A 16109-nucleotide genomic window follows, 5' to 3' on the forward strand; every position below is an offset into this window, starting at 1 on the left:
TGGTTCCGCCGGTGGCCGCTCCCGGAGCGCAGTGTGTCGCGGGGTGGAAAGTCGGCCCTGCCGACTTCCTGCTCCGCCCGGCCCGCCGGGGCGTGCTTCCGTGCCGCCTGGCGGAGAGCCGAACCGGCTGACCTTCTTCGCCAGTGGGTTCTCTTGGCGCGCGGCTGATCCTCGGTGGCGCAGAGCCTTGCTGCGCGGGAGGGCGGACCGGTCGACTTCCTGCTCCGGGCCACCCGCGCCGCGTCGGCTTCTGGCGGTCCGGTGTGCCGTCGGGTGGAAGGTCGGACTGGCCGACTTCCTGCGCCGCCCGGCCCGCCGGGGCGTGCCTCCGGTGGCGCAGCGTGCCGTTGGGCGTGGGAAGTCGGACCGGTCGACTTCCTGCTCCGGCAGGTCCGCTCTGTGCTGATTCCTCCGCTGGCTGCTCCTGGAGCGCAGCGTGCCGCGGGGTGGAAGGTCGGACCGGCCGGCTTCCTGCTCCCGTCCGCCCCGGTCAGCCGGTGGGGGCGGTGGGGGGCGCGGGGGCGGCGGCGGGGGGTGGGGTGGTGACTGGGGGAGTCATGGTGGGGGAGCCGGGCCAGGACTCCTCAAGGGTGCCGTCCGCGCGCAGCGTGTAGCGGGTGGAGGTGGCGGCGCCGGTCTGGGTGGTCCGCTCCTCCCGCACCAGTGCGCCGTTCTCCAGTCGCCAGGCCGCCGCCGTCGCCTGTGGGTCGGCCGCCGAGGAGCGGGAGGTCAGGGCGACCGGGGCGTCCCCGTTGAAGGCGAACAGTTGCACCAGGTCGACCGGCACCGAGCCCTCCGAGCGCCGCAGTACGACCAGTGCCGCCGGCGCGCCCTTGTACCGCGCCGGGAGCACCGCGCTGAGCACGACCTGCGGCCCCGCGCCCGCCGCCGAGCGGCCGTCCCGCAGGGTGATCGCCTGACCGCCCGCAGGGTCGGCGTAGGAGCGGTTCGGCCAGTCGACCGCCGGCCCGGCGCCCTGGGCGGGCAGCAGCGTGTCCTCCGCGCCGCCGCCGACGGGGGCACCGTGTGCGGCTGCCAGCGGGGTGGTCGACGGCGCGAGCCCGTCCGCCGAGAGCCCCGCCCCGCCCGGCGCCTCCGATGCCGGCCCGGAGCCGGCCCCCGCCACTCCCGCCGCCCCCGGCGAGGCGGACGCGGCCGCGGAGGTCGCGGGGGCCCGCAGCGCCTGCTTGTCCCGGTTCTCGCACCCCTGCGCCGCCGCGATGGCCAGCGCCACGCCCACCGTCACCGTCACGAACACCACCAGCCGCTGCCGCAGCAGCCGCTGCCGCGCCGTCCCGGGGCGTCCGCCGGGCACGGGTGTGTGCTGCCGGTCGCCCGCCCGGCCGCGCGGCCCGCCGGGCCGTGGCGCGCGGTCGCGCGCGGGCGGCGGGGTCTGCTGGCGCTCGCGCATCGGCCGGGTGGCCTGGGCGGCCTCGGGCCGGGGGAGTGGTGCGGTGGCCGCCTGCCCGTCGGCGGGGCCTGGGGCCCGCCGCGGCGCGCCGCCGGGCGCGCCCGCCCGGGCCCGGACGGAGGCGGGTGCCTGCTCGGGCGCGCGCCCGGGCGCCGGGACGCCGCGCGGTGCGGCGGTCGGCGGCGCGGCCGGGGCCGGCCCGGCCGGACGCACCGGGTGCCCTGGGTGCACCGGGTGTCCTGGGTGCCCCGGATGCCCAGGAGCCGCGGGCGCGACTCCGGCCCCCGCGCCCCGGACGCCCCGGACACCCCCCGCCCGGCCCGCGCCCGCGCCCGCCGTACCCGCCGCCCCGGCGGCCCCGGCCGGTGCCGGGCCGCGCGCGGCCCCGCGCCCACGGCCGAACGGCCCGCCGGAGCCCTGGCCCGCCCCGCCGCCCGGCACCGGGCCGGTCGCCCCGCCGGCCGCGCCGCGCGCCGCCAGTTCGCTGAGCCGCTCGTGCAGCGCGGCCGCGCCGGGCCGCTCGGCGGGCTCCTTGGCCAGGCAGGCCCGGATCAGCGGCGCCAGCTGCGGCGGCACCGCCGATAGGTCGGGCTCCTCGTGGACGACGCGGTAGAGCATGACCTCCGAGGAGGCCCCGGAGCCGAACGGGCTGTCCCCGGTGAGCGCGTACGCGAGGGTCGCGCCGAACGCGAAGACGTCGGTCGCGGGCGTGACGGCGGCCCCCCGGACCTGCTCGGGCGCGAGGAAGCCGGGCGAGCCGACGGCGGTGCCGACGTGGGTGAGCGTGCTGGCCCCGCGCGACCAGGCGATGCCGAAGTCGATGATCCGCGGCCCGCGCGGGGAGAGCAGGATGTTGGACGGCTTGAGGTCGCGGTGGACGACACCGGCCTCGTGCACCTTCACCAGCCCGTCGGCGAGCGCGGCCCCGATCCGGGCGACCTCGGGCCAGCCGAGCGCCCCCTCGTCGCCGACCCGCTTGTAGAGCGACGGCCCGGGGACGTACGCGGTGGCCAGCCAGGGCCGGTCGGCCTCGATGTCGGAGCCCATGACGCGGGCGGTGCAGCCGCCGCGGATCCGGGAGGCGGCGGCGATCTCGCGGGCGAAGCGGGTGCGGAACTCGACGTCCTCGGCCAGCTCGGACCGGATCAGCTTGAGCGCGACGCGCTGCCCCCGGCGGTCCGACCCGAGGTAGACCACGCCCATGCCGCCGGCTCCCAGCCGCCGGTGCAGGCGGTACGGCCCGACGATGCGGGGGTCCTCACGCCGCAGCCGCATCATCGCCATTCTCGTTTCCCCGTCAGACTGTGGGTGAGGCCCCGTCGGATGGGGCGTCGTCAGTTCCTGTCTGGCACAGCTTACGGACTGCCCGCTGCGGTGTGCTGATACGCAACACCTGAAGCCACCGTCCGATTGTCCGATCTTGGACTGACAATCGACGGTCTGCCGCCGAATCGTTTCTCGGGGTCGGCTCTCAGGGTTCCCCCTGGGACCGGGTCGCGGACGTCTCCCCCTGCGGTAGTACTCCCCAGGTCTGATCGTCATCCTCCGGGAGGCCCGGAGAACAGTACGAGGGCATGACGCCCGCCAACCCCCTCCCGCCATACCGTTGTTCCCAGCGGTGGACGGGGAGCTCGTCCCCCGAGGTAAGCCGTCCACCGCGTCCACGTGCACCACCGTCCATCCACCGGCCGAGCTCACGAAAGAGGAGTCAAGGGCATGGCACCGCAGCCCCCGGGATCCACCTCCCGACGTCGTCGGCCGGCCTTCACCCAGCCCGGCGCCGCGGAGCCCACCCGGCACCCCGCGGTGGCGGTGGCCATGGCGCTGCCCTGTGCGGTGCTGCTGGCCGTCCTGTTCGGAGGCTGGGAGCAGATGGCGAACCAGGCGCAGGCGGTGGCCGAGTTGCTCGGCCACTGACCGCGCGGGCACCGAGGGTGCCCACCTGAACGGGCACTGATCCCCTGGGGACGGGGAGCCAGTGCCGCCGGGGAGGCCGCGCCCGCGATGACACGCGGACGGGCGAGGAGCGGCGCGCAGAGCGCCCCGGCAGGCGGAGACGCCGCGTACGGACGTCGGTGAGGGCGACCGTACGCGGCTCTTCTGCTGTCCCCGCCACCCCTGGAACGCCAAAACGGCCGGGGCCGCGACCCGTTACGAGTCGCGGCCCCGGCCGTCACTGTGCGCGATACTGGGATTGAACCAGTGACCCCTACCGTGTCAAGGTAGTGCTCTCCCGCTGAGCTAATCGCGCCTGGTAAGGCGGTTGTGCAGCAGACCCCGGAGGGTCCGACGTGCGCGATACTGGGATTGAACCAGTGACCCCTACCGTGTCAAGGTAGTGCTCTCCCGCTGAGCTAATCGCGCTGGTGCGGTGCTACCGCAGTGAACCCCGGATCCAGGACCCGAAGATCAACGTGCGCGATACTGGGATTGAACCAGTGACCCCCACCGTGTCAAGGTGGTGCTCTCCCGCTGAGCTAATCGCGCGGGGCAGGTGTCCGGCGGAGCCGGCCATGGTGCGCGATACTGGGATTGAACCAGTGACCCCTACCGTGTCAAGGTAGTGCTCTCCCGCTGAGCTAATCGCGCGGGGAGGCCACCCGGCGGAGCCGGGTGAGCCTCTTGGAGGTGGAGACGGGATTTGAACCCGTGTAGACGGCTTTGCAGGCCGTTGCCTCGCCTCTCGGCCACTCCACCAGGCAACACTCGAAGGACGATCTTACACTGTCCTTCGTCGAGCGGACGACGAGATTCGAACTCGCGACCCTCACCTTGGCAAGGTGATGCTCTACCAACTGAGCCACGTCCGCCTGTCTGCCGGGATCTTCACCGGTTTTCCCGGCTGCGCTCCCTGGCGACGTGTTGAACTCTAGCGGATTCCCGGGCCAGCTAAAAATCCGTTCCCGCAGCGTGCCCGCCGGACGCCCCCCGCCCGCCCCGGCGCGGACCGGCCCGGACGTGCCCGGGGCGGGCGGTTCGACACCGTGAGTGACACCCGCAGGTCACCCGGCGTACGCCCGCGCGACGCCCGGCTCTGCTCGCGCCCCCCGACCTACACTTCAGGCACCGCAACCCGAGCAAAGCCCCCGTGCAGGAGAACCGTGTCCGGCCACCTCGACCCCCAGCACCCCCTCGCCCGCTTCGGCGGCCGCCTCGCGACCGGACTGCGCGACGTCACCTCCGACCCGGCCGCGCTGGACTCCGCCGGCTGGTGGGCCGTCGCCTACGACTTCGAGGGCCGGCTCACCTGCGCCCGCTTCGACGACGTCCGCCAGGCCCCCGCCCCGCCCTCCGGCGCCGGCTGGCTCGGCCCGGCCGCCGGCGACTGGCGCAGCTCGCTCGACCGCGCCGCCTACACCGCGGGCGTGCGCCGCGTCCGCGAGCACATCGCGGCCGGCGAGGTCTACCAGGCCAACCTCTGCCGGGTGCTCTCCGCACCGCTGCCCGACCCCGCCCGCTCCGACATCGACGCCCTCACCGGCCTGCTCGCGCACGGCAACCCGGCCCCCTACGCAGGAACGATCCGGCTGCCCGCCCACGGCGTCGAGATCGCCACCGCCTCGCCCGAGCTCTACCTGCGCCGCACCGGCCGCACCGTCTCCTCGGGACCGATCAAGGGCACCGGCCGCACCGAGCACGACCTGCTCGACAAGGACCACGCCGAGAACGTGATGATCGTCGACCTCGTCCGCAACGACCTCGGCCGGGTCTGCGCCACCGGCACCGTCACCGTCCCCGACCTGTGCGCGGTCGAGAAGCACCCCGGCCTGGTCCACCTGGTCTCCACCGTCGAGGGCACCCTGCGCCCGGACGCCGGCTGGCCCGAGCTGCTCGCCGCCACCTTCCCGCCCGGCTCCGTCACCGGCGCCCCCAAGTCCAGCGCCCTGCGGATCATCGACGCCCTGGAGACCGCCCCGCGCGGCCCCTACTGCGGCGCCGTCGGCTGGGTCGACGCCGACCGCGGCGAGGGCGAACTCGCTGTCGGCATCCGCACCTTCTGGATCGACCGGACCGACCCCGCGGCGCCCGAACTGCGCTTCGGCACCGGCGCCGGCATCACCTGGGGCTCCGACCCCTACCGCGAATGGGCGGAAACCGAACTGAAGGCCGCCCGCCTGGTCGCGATAGCGTCGGGCACCGGCATCCGCCCCGACACCGACTGAACCCCGACACGGACCGGCCCGGCCCCACCACCCGCGGCCGGCCGGCCCGCGCCCGTCCCGCGAGGAGCACCCCGCGATGCAGCACCCGACCACCAGCTGGGTCAACGGCACCCTCGTCGACTCCGCCGACCCGGCCCTGTCCGTCCTGGACCACGGACTCACCACCGGCGACGGCGTCTTCGAGACCATGAAGGCCGTCGACGGCAAGGCCTTCGCCGTCACCCGGCACCTGGAGCGCCTCACCCGCTCCGCCCGCGGCCTCGGCCTGCCCGACCCCGACCACGAGCGGGTCCGCGAGGCCTGCGGCGCCGTCCTCGCCGCCAACCCGATGCCGCTCGGGCGCCTGCGCATCACCTACACCGGCGGCACCGCGCCGCTCGGCTCCGAGCGCGGCGACACCGGCCCCACCCTGGTCGCCTCCATCGGCACCGCCACCCGCCGCCCCGACACCACCGCCGTCACCGTCGTCCCCTGGCGCCGCAACGAGCACAGCGCCGTCGCCGGCCTCAAGACCACCTCCTACGCCGAGAACGTCGTCGCCCTCGCCGCCGCCCACCGCGCCGGCGCCTCCGAGGCCCTGCTCGCCAACACCGCCGGCCGGCTCTGCGAAGGCACCGGCTCCAACGTCTTCGTCGTCCTCGGCGGCCGCCTGCTCACCCCGCCGCTCGCCTCCGGCTGCCTGGCCGGCATCACCCGGCAGCTCGTCGTCGACTGGTGCGGCGCCGAGGAGGCCGACCTCCCGCTCGACGCCCTCCAGGAGGCCGAGGAGATCTTCCTGACCTCCTCCCTGCGCGACGTCCAGGCCGTCACCCGCGTCGACGACCGCGAACTGCCCGGCCCCGGCCCGGTCACTGCCAAGGCCATGGCCGTCTTCGCCCAGCGCAGCGGCGACGACCTCGACCCCTGAGCACCCGCCCCCCGGGGAGCCCGCCCGCGAAAACCCGCGGCGGGGACGCGCCGTCCGGGCCGGTAGAAGACCCGGACGGCGGGGAAGGGACCCCGACATGACCACCACGCTGCGCCCCGAGAGCCCGGAGACCCCCACCCCCGCCGGCGGCCGCACCCGGCGCTGGCAGATCTGCGTCAACGGCCGCCCGGTCGGCGGCCTGCGCACCACCGCCGTCCCCCGTGGCAGCCAACTCTGGGGTGAGATAGCGGAGTTGGAGGTCCACAGCGGACGCGGCCGGGGGCGCGGGACGATCGGCGCGCTGGCCGCCGAGGAGGTGCTGCGCGGCTGGGGCTGCATCCGGGTGGACGCCGACATCCCCGAGACCGCCCGCGTCGCCCGCTCGCTCGCGGTCACCCTCGGCTACACCGAGCGGATGCGGAACATGGTCAAACGGCTGGACGCACCGCCCGCCCTGCCGCCCGGCGCCACCGCCCGCGCGATCGGCGCCGCCGAGTTCCCGGCCTGGCTCGCCGAGGCCAAGGCCGGCTACCTGTACGACCTGCGCTCCTCCGGCCTCGGCGAGGCGCAGGCCCGCGCCAAGTCCGACGCCGACCACGCGAGACTGCTGCCACAGGGCGCGGACACCCCCGGCGTCGCGCTGCGCCGCCTGTACGGACCCGAGGGGGAGCCGCTGGGCTCGCTCTGGCTGGCGCTGCGGCTGCGCGACCTGCCCGACGGCGACCCGCTGGCCTGGGTCATGGTGGTCGAGGTGGCCGACGCCCACCGGGGCCGCGGCCACGGCCGGACGCTGATGCGCCTCGCCGAGCAGGCGTGCCTCGCGGCGGGCGTCCACGACCTCGGGCTGAACGTCTTCAGCGGCAACGAGGTCGCGATCCGCCTCTACGAGTCGCTCGGCTACCGCGTCACCAACCGCGTCTACGGCAAGCCGCTGCTGTGACCGGCGACGGCGGCCGGCGGCCCGCCGGGGGTCAGGAGGCCTTCGCGGCCTCGACGGCGGCGACGATGCGCTCCAGCAGCCCGTCCTGGCTCTTCCCGCCGTCGAGGCGCTGCCCGGCGATCACGTACGTCGGCGTGCCGCTCACCCCGATCGCCCGGCCCTCGGCCTGGTCGGCGTCCACGGTCAGCATGTGCCGGCCGTCCACCAGCGCGGTGTCCACCTCCTCGGCGTCCACCCCGACCTCCCGGGCCACCTCCAGCAGCACCTCCGTGCCGCGCGCCTCCAGGTCCGCGACCCGCTCCAGCAGCGCCTCGACGAACGGCCAGCCGAGGCCCTGCGCGAACGCCTCCTCGGCGGCCTCGGCAGCGGGGTAGGCGTACTTGTGCTTCTCCAGCGGGAAGTGCCGCAGCTCGATCACCAGCGCGTCGCCGTAGCGGGCGCGCAGCGCGCGGACGTCGTCCAGGGCGGTGCGGCAGTCCGGGCACTGGAGCTCGCACCAGAACTCAAGACGGGGGAGGGAACCTTCGATCATGCCCCCAGTGTTCCATCAGTGGGCCCTGTGCCGTTCCGGGGACCGGGCCCGGCCAGTTCGCCAGACCGGAGCCTTGGGAGGTCCGACGAGATGATCAGTCCGACCAGCAGTCCGACGGCCGCGGCGACAGCCGCGGGGACCGAGGGGAGGCGGCCGTGCTGACGGCGGCGGTCGCCTTCGCCCTCACCGCGGGAGGCGTGGCCGTGGCCGGCCTGCGCGCCTACCGCCGGCGCTTCCTCTCCGCGACCCGCTGGTTCGCCGTCGCGCTGCTCCCCGCCGGCCTCTACCTGACCGGCCTGTTCCCGGTGGCCCGGACGATCGGTGACGAGATCGCCGACTGGGCGGTCAAGCTGGTCTTCGACCCCCGGGTGTGGACCGGCATCGTGCTGCTGGCGGTCTCGGCGGGGCTCTTCGTCACCACCCGCTGGGTGGGCCGGCGCGGCGCCGTGACCGAGGGACGGGAGAGCGCCACCCCCGCCGCCGGGCCCGCCCCGGCCCGCCCGGCGGTGGCCCCCGCCGCCGGCGCCCCGGCCGCCCAGGCAGCGCCGAAGCGCGCCGAGCAGGCCGAGCGCGCCGGGAAGACCAAGGGCGGGCAGGGCAAGGACGGGCAGGGCAAGGCCGGGAAGGGCAAGAGCGACGACGGCCTCGGCGAGTTCGCCGACATCGAGGAGATCCTGCGCCGCCGCGGCATCTGAGCGCCCGGGGCCGCGGACCGCTCGGGCGTCCGGTCGCTCAGGCCGAGGGGACCGCGTCGGCCGAGCGCTGGCGGGCCCGGTAGGCGGCCACGTGCAGCCGGTTCCCGCAGGTCCGGCTGTCGCAGTAGCGGCGCGAGCGGTTGCGCGAGAGGTCGACGAAGACCCGCGCGCAGTCCGGCGCCTCGCAGCGGCGCAGCCGTTCGCGCTCGCCCGCGGTGAGGATGAACGCCAGTGCCATGCCGAGTTCGGCGGCCAGGTGGTCGCCGAGGGCGGCATGCGGCGCGAAGTAGTGGATGTGCCACCCGTGGTGGTCGTGGTTGGTCAGCCGGGGCGTGGTGCCGGCCGCCGCGACCAGGGCGTTGACCAGCTCGGCGGCCTCCTCGGTGGACTCCGTGCCGAAGACCTCGCGCAGCCGCGAGCGCAGCAGGTGCACCTGGCGCAGGTCGTCGTCGGTCAGCGAGTCGATCTCGCTGATCTCCTGCCGGACCACGAAGGCGTCGAGTGCGGGCACGTCGGGCAGCAGCTCGGTGCCGCACACCTCGGGTGCGGTGTTGAGGAGCTCGACGAGGATGCTCAGCGCGCACTCGGTGTCATGGGTGATCAGCACGTGGAGGCTCCTCGTGCGGAGGGGGCCGTGGGCACCCCGCGACTACGGGTCATTCCCAGACCTTACCGGGGCGGTGCGGCGTGCGGCGGTGGCTTGTGTCGAAGATGCGTACGGATTCCGTCACTCTGTGCGGGGTTCCGGCCGGAGAAACGGCCGCGCCCGGCACGGAGGCCGGCCATCCGTGGGATGGCCGGCTCCGGTGCCGGGCGCCTTCGGTGCCGCGGGCCCCCTCCGTTCGGGAGAGAACCGTTTCGTCACCGGCCCCGAGACCGCGTCGTGCGCGGCTGAGTCTGCTGCCGTGCCCCCGAGTAGGACGGCTGCGGTTGACGGCAGGGGCTACGACCCCGCCGACAGCGGGGTGTGACCGCCTCCGGTCGGGGTCAGCTTTCGGCGAGGATGTGGGACAGCTCCCGGTCGAGGTCGAAGTGACGGTGTTCGGTGCCGGGCGGCACGGCGGCGTCGGTCCGCTTGAGGAACGACTCAAGCGCCCGGGCCGGGGCCTCCAGCAGGGCTTCTCCTTCCGGAGAGCTCAGGGCGATGCAGACCACCCCTTGTCCGTGGCTGCGCGAGGGCCACACCCGTACGTCGCCCGTACCGGTGGGTCGGTGCAGCCCCTCCGCAAGGAGATCTCGGGCGAACACCCACTCCACGGTCTCGTCGGCGCCGGTGTGGAAGGTGGCGTGCACGGCATAGGGGTCGGCGGTGTCGTAGCGCAGGCCCGCGGGGACGGGCAGTGAGGACTCGCTGGACACGATGAGGCGCAGGTGCAGCTCGCAGCTGACCGTGGTGTTCATAAGCGCCATGGCCTTTCGCTCAGTGTGCGCTCGGGGAATCGCACGTCGGCGAACGGACCATCCCACCTCAACGACCGATGTAAACCCCTCTGTCCCGATTCGGGCGCGAGTCGTACCCCTTACGGCGCATTGCGGAATCGCCACAGAGTGCCCGCGGGGCGATAACCGGAGCCCTTCTCGGTTAGTTTCCTGGCATGACTGTGCGAAGCGACGAGGCACGCGGGGACGCGGGCGGGAACACCGGAACGGGGGATGCGATCGTGCGGGACGACACGGGGGTGCCGACGGGTGCGGGTGACGGCGGCGGGGAGCCGGACGCCCGGGGCGGGACGGAGGGCGCCGCGGACGGAGAGAAGCCGCTCGGCTCGCGCGCGCCGCACTTCATCCGCCGCTCCCGCCCGCTGCACCTGAGCTGGCAGGTGGCCGTCTTCCTGGTCGGCCTCGCCGTGGTGGTGCTCGGAGTGATCATGCTTCCGCTGCCCGGCCCCGGCTGGGTGGTCATCTTCCTCGGCATGGGCATCTGGGCGACCGAGTTCGTCTGGGCCCAGCTGGCCCTGCGCTGGACCCGCCGCAAGGTGGCCGAGGCCGCGCAGAAGGCCCTGGACCCGCGGGTCCGGCGCCGCAACCTGACGCTCACCGTGATCGGCGTGGCGCTGATCGCCGCGCTCGGCGGCTGGTACCTGTGGAAGTACGGGCTGGTCATGCCCTGGAAGATCGACGAGGACTGAGCCACCCGCTCCCCGCCCGCCGGCGACCCGGGCGGGGCCGTCCGGGGGAGGCGGAGTGTTCGGACCACCCCCCGGGATGCGGTAATGTTTTCCCTGCACCCGGGCGATTAGCTCAGCGGGAGAGCACTTCGTTCACACCGAAGGGGTCACTGGTTCGATCCCAGTATCGCCCACCGGAATGCATTGTGATATGTGAGGCCCAGCCGATTATCGGCTGGGCCTCACATGTATTTCCGCAATCCGGCGAACCGTGCCGGGGAATGTGCTGAGACACAGTCACCTTCCGCGTCGCGCAGGAGTTCTGCGGATGCGTCGGGGCGTTCCCCGAACGAGTTGTACGGCACCCCCCGAATGGTGCTACAGTTCTTCTCGTTGCCCGGGCGATTAGCTCAGCGGGAGAGCACTTCGTTCACACCGAAGGGGTCACTGGTTCGATCCCAGTATCGCCCACCGGACAGCACGCAGGCCCTGATCGGGAGACCGGTCAGGGCCTGCGGCGTTCCCGGACCCGGCCGCTACGCGGCCACCTCGCACTCGTGCTCCGGCGACAGCCGCCGCCCGCAACCGCACCGGGCCGGCCGCAGCGGCCACGACAGGTCCACCCGCTCGTCCGCCCCCGACCGGTCGAACCACGCCTGGAGCCCCCGGGCCTGCGCCGCGTGCCAGACCGCCTGCCGCAGATGCAGCTCCGCCACGGTCAGCCCGCCCAGCGCCCCCGGGTGGCGGGCGCCGATCGCCCGCACCACCTCCAGCGCCGCCGTCGCGTCGGCCCCCGCGTCGTGCGCCCCGGCCAGCTCCACCCCGTAGTGCGCGCAGAGGTCGGTCAGCGTCCGCCGGCCCCGGCGGTAGCGGTCCACGTATTTGTCCAGAACCCGAGGGTCGAGCACCAGCAGCGCCGCCGAACCGATCGCGTCGGTCAGCGACATCCCCCGGTGCCGGCGCAGCTCCCGGTCCAGCAGCGTCAGGTCGTACGGCGCGTTCATCACCACCACCGGCCGCCCGGCCCGCGCCTGCGCGGCGAGCGCGGCGGCCACCTCCGCCACCACCACCGGCGCGGGCCTCCCGTGCGCCCGCACCGTCTCGTCACTGATCCCGTGCACCGCCCGGGCGCCGTCGGGTATCGGCACGCCGGGATCGGCGAGCCAGTTGCGGGCCACCGGGACCGTGCCCGGGGCGGATTGGACGACCAGGGCGGCCGAGACGATGCGATCGGTCTCGACGTCCACGCCGGTGGTCTCGGTGTCGAAGGAGGCGAGCGGGCCGGTGAACCAGTGCTGCTGCATGACTGCCCTTCGAAAACAGCGCGTTCCCGCCCCGGTGATACCCGCCCCTGACGCCCCCTCAACCGTTTGGCGCAGCACCGGCCGGGCACCCTGCCCACGGGCGCTCTGTTCGAATCCGGACGGGCCCGGGGGGACGGGGGAGGACGGACGGCCATGGCGCTGACGCAGCCGCAGCCCGAGGAGGCGGCGGCCGTCCTGCGGGGCGACCTCGCGGTGACCGCCTGCATGGAGACCTTGCAGGTCGGCTATCTGCACGCGGTCGCCGCCGCGGCCGGCTGCTCGCTCTCCCAGCCGTTCCCCGACAACGGCATCGACTGGCACGTCAGCCACGGCTCGCGCAGCCACGAGGTCGACGACGAGGTCACCGTCAAGATCCAGCTGAAGGCCACCCAGCAGATCGCGGCCGACCCGCGTGGCGCGTTCTTCTCCTTCACCCTGGACAACGACCACCTGCGCAAGCTCGCCCGCCCCCGGGTCGCCGTGCCCCGGATCCTGGTCGTCATGCTGCTGCCCCGCCGCGTCGACCGCTGGCTCGCCGCCCGCCCCGACGCCCTGGAACTGCGGCACTGCTGCTACTGGGTCAACCTGGCCGGCCACCCCGTCACCGGCCGGCGCCGCACCAACGTCCGCGTCCCCACCGCGAAGGTCTTCGACGACCGCGCCCTGTGCGACATCATGGCCCGGGTCGGTGCGGGCGGCAGCCCGTGACGGCCCGGCCCCGGCCGGGAGGAGCCGCCCCATGACACTGCCCCACGGGCCGATGCGTCCCACGCTCGGCGAACCGCCGCAGACCGGGCCGCTGCCCGATCCGGCCGCCGTCGACCCCGCGGTGCTCGCCACCCTGCTCGCCCGGCACGGCTGGGTCCGGCGCGGCGGACCCACCGCCCGCTACGGCCGCTGGACGCCCCCCGAGGGCACCGACCCCGGCGTCAGCCTGCTCGTGCCCGCCGGCGACGGCTTCGACGACGCGGTCGAACTGCTCACCGACGCCGTCACCGCGCTCGCCCGCTCCGCCGCCCCCTCCGCCCGCGCCATCCTGCTCGCCCTCGCCCTGCCCGGCGACGAGCTCCAGTGGCACCGCGACCTCGCGGCGCCCGCCGCCGCCACCACCCCGGGCGCCGCGCCCTGGGAGGACGCCGAACGGCTCCAGCACGCCGCCCGCGCCATGCTCGCCGCCGGCGCCAAGGCCGGCCGCACCCGCGCCGCCTACTTCGGCGCCCGCCTCGACGCCTGGGCCGGCGACTTCCTCGACCGGGTCCTGGTCGTCGGGGGCGCCCCCGGCCTGACCGCCTACACCCCCGCCCCCGAGGGCCGGGCTGCGGTCACCACCCTGGTCCGCGCCCTGGAGGCGCTGCGCGACGCCGTCGACTACCGGCGGGTCAGCGGGGGCGGCGAGGCCTTCGAGAACGCCGTCCAGTCCGGCGTCAGCCGCGAACTGGTCGAATCCGTCCAGGAACTGGTGCGCGGCGCCACCGCCGGCCGGATCACCGTCGCCTGGTCGGCCGCCGCCGGCACCCCCGGCGGCTTCGGCGACCGCCGGATCGCCGTCGAGTTCTCCCCCGGCGACCTGCCCGCCCTCGACGAGGCCGCCGACCTCCTCGAACGCATCGAGCCCGCCGTCGCCGTCACCGTCGTCGGCCTGGTCGTCCGCCTCAAGCGCGCCGACCCCGCCGGCCCGGGCGGCATCCGCCTGCGGGTGCTCGGCGGCGCCGAGGTCGACGAGATCAAGGTCCGGCTGCCCGACCCCGCCTACCGGCTCGCCGCCGAGGCGCACCTGGCCGGCACCCCCGTGCGGATCAGCGGCCGCCTGGAGCGGCGCGGCGGCTTCCGGCGGCTCACCCGCCCCACCGGCCTGGAACCGTGCGGACTGGAGGACGCCGAGCGCGAGCGCCTGCTCAAGACCCTGGGGGAGGGGCGGGGGGAGTAGGGAGGTGACGGTGGGGCCACCGGTCTCGGTACCATCGTCAGGCGCAGCGCTGTGCTGCGCCCTCTGAATCCAGCACGTCAGGAGAGACCGGTGACGGACGTCCGGGTAATCATCAACCGCGAACCCGATCGGGAAGAGCGCGTGGTGACCACGGGCACTACGGCCGCCGAGCTCTTCGCCGACGACCGCTCGATCATCGCCGCCCGGGTCGGCGGCCAGCTGAAGGACCTCGCTCACGCCCTCCAGGACGGCGACGAGGTCGAGCCGGTCGCGATCTCCAGCCCGGACGGCCTCGACATCCTGCGCCACTCCACCGCGCACGTCATGGCCCAGGCCGTGCAGCAGCTCTTCCCGGAGGCCAAGCTCGGCATCGGCCCGCCGGTCAAGGACGGCTTCTACTACGACTTCGACGTCGCGACGCCGTTCCACCCCGATGACCTCAAGGCCATCGAGAAGCGCATGCAGGAGATCATCAAGCGCGGGCAGAAGTTCTCCCGCCGGGTGGTCACCGACGAGGCCGCCCGCGAGGAGCTGGCCCGCGAGCCGTACAAGCTGGAGCTGATCGGCCTCAAGGGCTCCGCCGCGACCGCCGGCGAGGGCGCCGACGTCGAGGTCGGCGCCGGCGAGCTCACCATCTACGACAACCTGGACGCCAAGTCCGGTGAGCTGTGCTGGGGCGACCTCTGCCGCGGCCCGCACCTGCCCAGCACCCGGATGATCCCGGCGTTCAAGATCATGCGCTCGGCCGCCGCCTACTGGCGCGGCAGCGAGAAGAACCCGATGCTCCAGCGCCTCTACGGCACCGCCTGGCCGAGCAAGGACGAGCTCAAGGCGCACCTGGAGTTCCTGGAGGAGGCCGCCAAGCGCGACCACCGCAAGCTCGGCAACGAGCTCGACCTCTTCTCCATCCCCGAGGAGATCGGCTCCGGCCTCGCCGTCTTCCACCCCAAGGGCGGCATCATCCGCCGCGCCATGGAGGACTACTCGCGCCGCCGGCACGAGGAGGAGGGCTACGAGTTCGTCTACACCCCGCACGCCACCAAGGGGAAGCTCTTCGAGAAGAGCGGCCACCTGGACTGGTACGCGGACGGTATGTACCCGCCCATGCAGCTCGACGAGGGCGTGGACTACTACCTCAAGCCGATGAACTGCCCGATGCACAACCTGATCTTCGACGCGCGCGGCCGCTCGTACCGTGAGCTGCCGCTGCGCCTGTTCGAGTTCGGCACGGTGTACCGGTACGAGAAGTCCGGCGTGGTGCACGGCCTGACCCGCGCCCGCGGCTTCACCCAGGACGACGCGCACATCTACTGCACCCGCGAGCAGATGGCGGACGAGCTCGACTCGACGCTCACCTTCGTGCTCAACCTGCTGCGCGACTACGGCCTGACCGACTTCTACCTGGAGCTGTCCACCAAGGACCCGGAGAAGTACGTCGGTGACGACGAGACGTGGGAGGAGGCCACCGCCGTCCTCGCCGCCGTGGCCGAGAAGCAGGGCCTGCCGCTGGTCCCGGACCCGGGCGGCGCGGCCTTCTACGGCCCGAAGATCTCGGTGCAGGCGAAGGACGCCATCGGCCGGACCTGGCAGATGTCGACCATCCAGCTGGATTTCAACCTGCCCCAGCGCTTCGACCTGGAGTACACGGCCGCGGACGGCTCGCGCCAGCGGCCGGTCATGATCCACCGCGCGCTGTTCGGCTCGATCGAGCGGTTCTTCGCGGTGCTGCTGGAGCACTACGCCGGTGCCATGCCGCCGTGGCTGGCCCCGGTCACCGTGACCGGCATCCCGATCACCGACGAGCACGTGCCGTACCTGCTGGAGGTCGCGGCCGAGCTGAAGAAGCGCGGCATCCGGGTCGAGGTGGACACCTCGGACGACCGGATGCAGAAGAAGATCCGCAACGCCCAGAAGACCAAGGTCCCGTTCATGCTGATCGCCGGCAACGACGACGTCGAGGCGGGCGCGGTCTCCTTCCGCTACCGCAACGGCGAGCAGAAGAACGGCGTGCCGGTGGCCGACGCCGTCCAGGAGATCGTGGACGCGGTGGAGCGCCGGATCCAGGTCTGACGCCGTCACTCGTACGTGGTCGCGGGGCGGGCTCCTCAAGGAGTCCGCCCCG

At 74.1% G+C, this 16109-nt stretch carries 14 protein-coding genes and 8 tRNA genes; 11 read left to right on the plus strand and 11 right to left on the minus strand.

Annotation, left to right across the window (positions count from 1 at the left end; all coding sequences use genetic code 11):
- Positions 1 to 490 precede the first annotated feature (490 nt).
- On the minus strand, positions 491 to 2695 hold the full coding sequence (locus ACFZBX_RS16215) for a protein kinase (protein WP_391534393.1): 2205 nt from the start codon (positions 2693 to 2695) through the stop codon (positions 491 to 493).
- A gap of 432 nt (positions 2696 to 3127) precedes the next feature.
- Here ACFZBX_RS16215 and ACFZBX_RS16220 point away from each other — a divergent pair, with 432 nt between their 5' ends.
- On the plus strand, positions 3128 to 3328 hold the full coding sequence (locus ACFZBX_RS16220) for a hypothetical protein (RefSeq protein ID WP_380764566.1): 201 nt from the start codon (positions 3128 to 3130) through the stop codon (positions 3326 to 3328).
- A 262-nt stretch (positions 3329 to 3590) separates the two neighbouring features.
- Here ACFZBX_RS16220 and ACFZBX_RS16225 read toward each other — a convergent pair.
- From ACFZBX_RS16225 to ACFZBX_RS16250, 6 genes are all read right to left on the minus strand, one after another.
- A tRNA-Val gene (locus ACFZBX_RS16225) sits at positions 3591 to 3662 on the minus strand.
- Between the two features lie 41 nt (positions 3663 to 3703).
- Positions 3704 to 3775: transfer RNA gene (locus ACFZBX_RS16230), tRNA-Val, on the minus strand.
- 51 nt (positions 3776 to 3826) lie between these two features.
- Positions 3827 to 3898 (minus strand) — tRNA-Val (locus tag ACFZBX_RS16235).
- A gap of 27 nt (positions 3899 to 3925) precedes the next feature.
- Positions 3926 to 4000, minus strand: a tRNA-Val gene (locus ACFZBX_RS16240).
- Positions 4001 to 4034: 34 nt separating this feature from the next.
- A tRNA-Cys gene (locus ACFZBX_RS16245) sits at positions 4035 to 4108 on the minus strand.
- Positions 4109 to 4148: 40 nt separating this feature from the next.
- Positions 4149 to 4221, minus strand: a tRNA-Gly gene (locus ACFZBX_RS16250).
- A gap of 291 nt (positions 4222 to 4512) precedes the next feature.
- Here ACFZBX_RS16250 and ACFZBX_RS16255 point away from each other — a divergent pair.
- From ACFZBX_RS16255 to ACFZBX_RS16265, 3 genes are all read left to right on the plus strand, one after another.
- Complete coding sequence (locus ACFZBX_RS16255; RefSeq protein WP_391534394.1) at positions 4513 to 5574, plus strand: chorismate-binding protein; 1062 nt, start codon at positions 4513 to 4515, stop codon at positions 5572 to 5574.
- 76 nt (positions 5575 to 5650) lie between these two features.
- Positions 5651 to 6481, plus strand: coding sequence for an aminotransferase class IV (locus tag ACFZBX_RS16260; protein ID WP_391534395.1), 831 nt, complete (start codon positions 5651 to 5653; stop codon positions 6479 to 6481).
- Positions 6482 to 6578: 97 nt separating this feature from the next.
- Complete coding sequence (locus ACFZBX_RS16265) at positions 6579 to 7421, plus strand: GNAT family N-acetyltransferase (RefSeq protein ID WP_391534396.1); 843 nt, start codon at positions 6579 to 6581, stop codon at positions 7419 to 7421.
- A 31-nt stretch (positions 7422 to 7452) separates the two neighbouring features.
- Here the strand turns inward: ACFZBX_RS16265 and ACFZBX_RS16270 are convergent, their stop codons facing one another.
- Positions 7453 to 7953, minus strand: coding sequence for a DsbA family protein (locus ACFZBX_RS16270; protein ID WP_391534397.1), 501 nt, complete (start codon positions 7951 to 7953; stop codon positions 7453 to 7455).
- Positions 7954 to 8108: 155 nt separating this feature from the next.
- On the opposite strand from ACFZBX_RS16270, the gene ACFZBX_RS16275 reads away from it, so the two are divergent.
- Entirely contained in the window at positions 8109 to 8648 is a 540-nt protein-coding gene (locus tag ACFZBX_RS16275; RefSeq protein ID WP_391534398.1) for a hypothetical protein, read from the plus strand.
- Positions 8649 to 8685: 37 nt separating this feature from the next.
- Here the strand turns inward: ACFZBX_RS16275 and ACFZBX_RS16280 are convergent, their stop codons facing one another.
- Entirely contained in the window at positions 8686 to 9255 is a 570-nt protein-coding gene (locus tag ACFZBX_RS16280; protein ID WP_391534399.1) for a CGNR zinc finger domain-containing protein, read from the minus strand.
- Positions 9256 to 9635: 380 nt separating this feature from the next.
- The gene (locus ACFZBX_RS16285; RefSeq protein ID WP_030056266.1) at positions 9636 to 10049 is read right to left on the minus strand and encodes an SsgA family sporulation/cell division regulator; all 414 of its coding nucleotides are present in this window, start codon (positions 10047 to 10049) and stop codon (positions 9636 to 9638) included.
- A gap of 194 nt (positions 10050 to 10243) precedes the next feature.
- Between ACFZBX_RS16285 and ACFZBX_RS16290 the strand changes: the two genes are divergently transcribed.
- From ACFZBX_RS16290 to ACFZBX_RS16300, 3 genes are all read left to right on the plus strand, one after another.
- Positions 10244 to 10777: a TIGR02611 family protein gene (locus tag ACFZBX_RS16290; RefSeq protein WP_391534400.1), complete on the plus strand. Its 534-nt coding sequence runs from the start codon at positions 10244 to 10246 to the stop codon at positions 10775 to 10777.
- 101 nt (positions 10778 to 10878) lie between these two features.
- A tRNA-Val gene (locus tag ACFZBX_RS16295) sits at positions 10879 to 10950 on the plus strand.
- Positions 10951 to 11155: 205 nt separating this feature from the next.
- Positions 11156 to 11227: transfer RNA gene (locus ACFZBX_RS16300), tRNA-Val, on the plus strand.
- Between the two features lie 65 nt (positions 11228 to 11292).
- On the opposite strand, the gene ACFZBX_RS16305 is transcribed toward ACFZBX_RS16300, so the two are convergent.
- Complete coding sequence (locus ACFZBX_RS16305; RefSeq protein WP_391534401.1) at positions 11293 to 12060, minus strand: exonuclease domain-containing protein; 768 nt, start codon at positions 12058 to 12060, stop codon at positions 11293 to 11295.
- A 153-nt stretch (positions 12061 to 12213) separates the two neighbouring features.
- Here ACFZBX_RS16305 and ACFZBX_RS16310 point away from each other — a divergent pair, with 153 nt between their 5' ends.
- The 3 genes from ACFZBX_RS16310 to thrS all read left to right on the plus strand — a co-directional run bounded on the left by ACFZBX_RS16310 (position 12214) and on the right by thrS (position 16057).
- Entirely contained in the window at positions 12214 to 12768 is a 555-nt protein-coding gene (locus ACFZBX_RS16310; protein WP_391534402.1) for a DUF4365 domain-containing protein, read from the plus strand.
- Between the two features lie 31 nt (positions 12769 to 12799).
- Positions 12800 to 13987 (plus strand): hypothetical protein, encoded by a 1188-nt coding sequence (locus ACFZBX_RS16315; RefSeq protein WP_391534403.1) that lies wholly within the window; start codon positions 12800 to 12802, stop codon positions 13985 to 13987.
- 90 nt (positions 13988 to 14077) lie between these two features.
- A complete protein-coding gene (gene thrS / locus ACFZBX_RS16320; protein ID WP_391534404.1) occupies positions 14078 to 16057 on the plus strand; it encodes a threonine--tRNA ligase in 1980 nt (659 codons plus the stop codon).
- Positions 16058 to 16109: the final 52 nt, after the last annotated feature.

It is taken from the genome of Kitasatospora sp. NPDC008115, from assembly GCF_042957205.1.
Taxonomy (GTDB): Bacteria; Actinomycetota; Actinomycetes; order Streptomycetales; family Streptomycetaceae; genus Kitasatospora.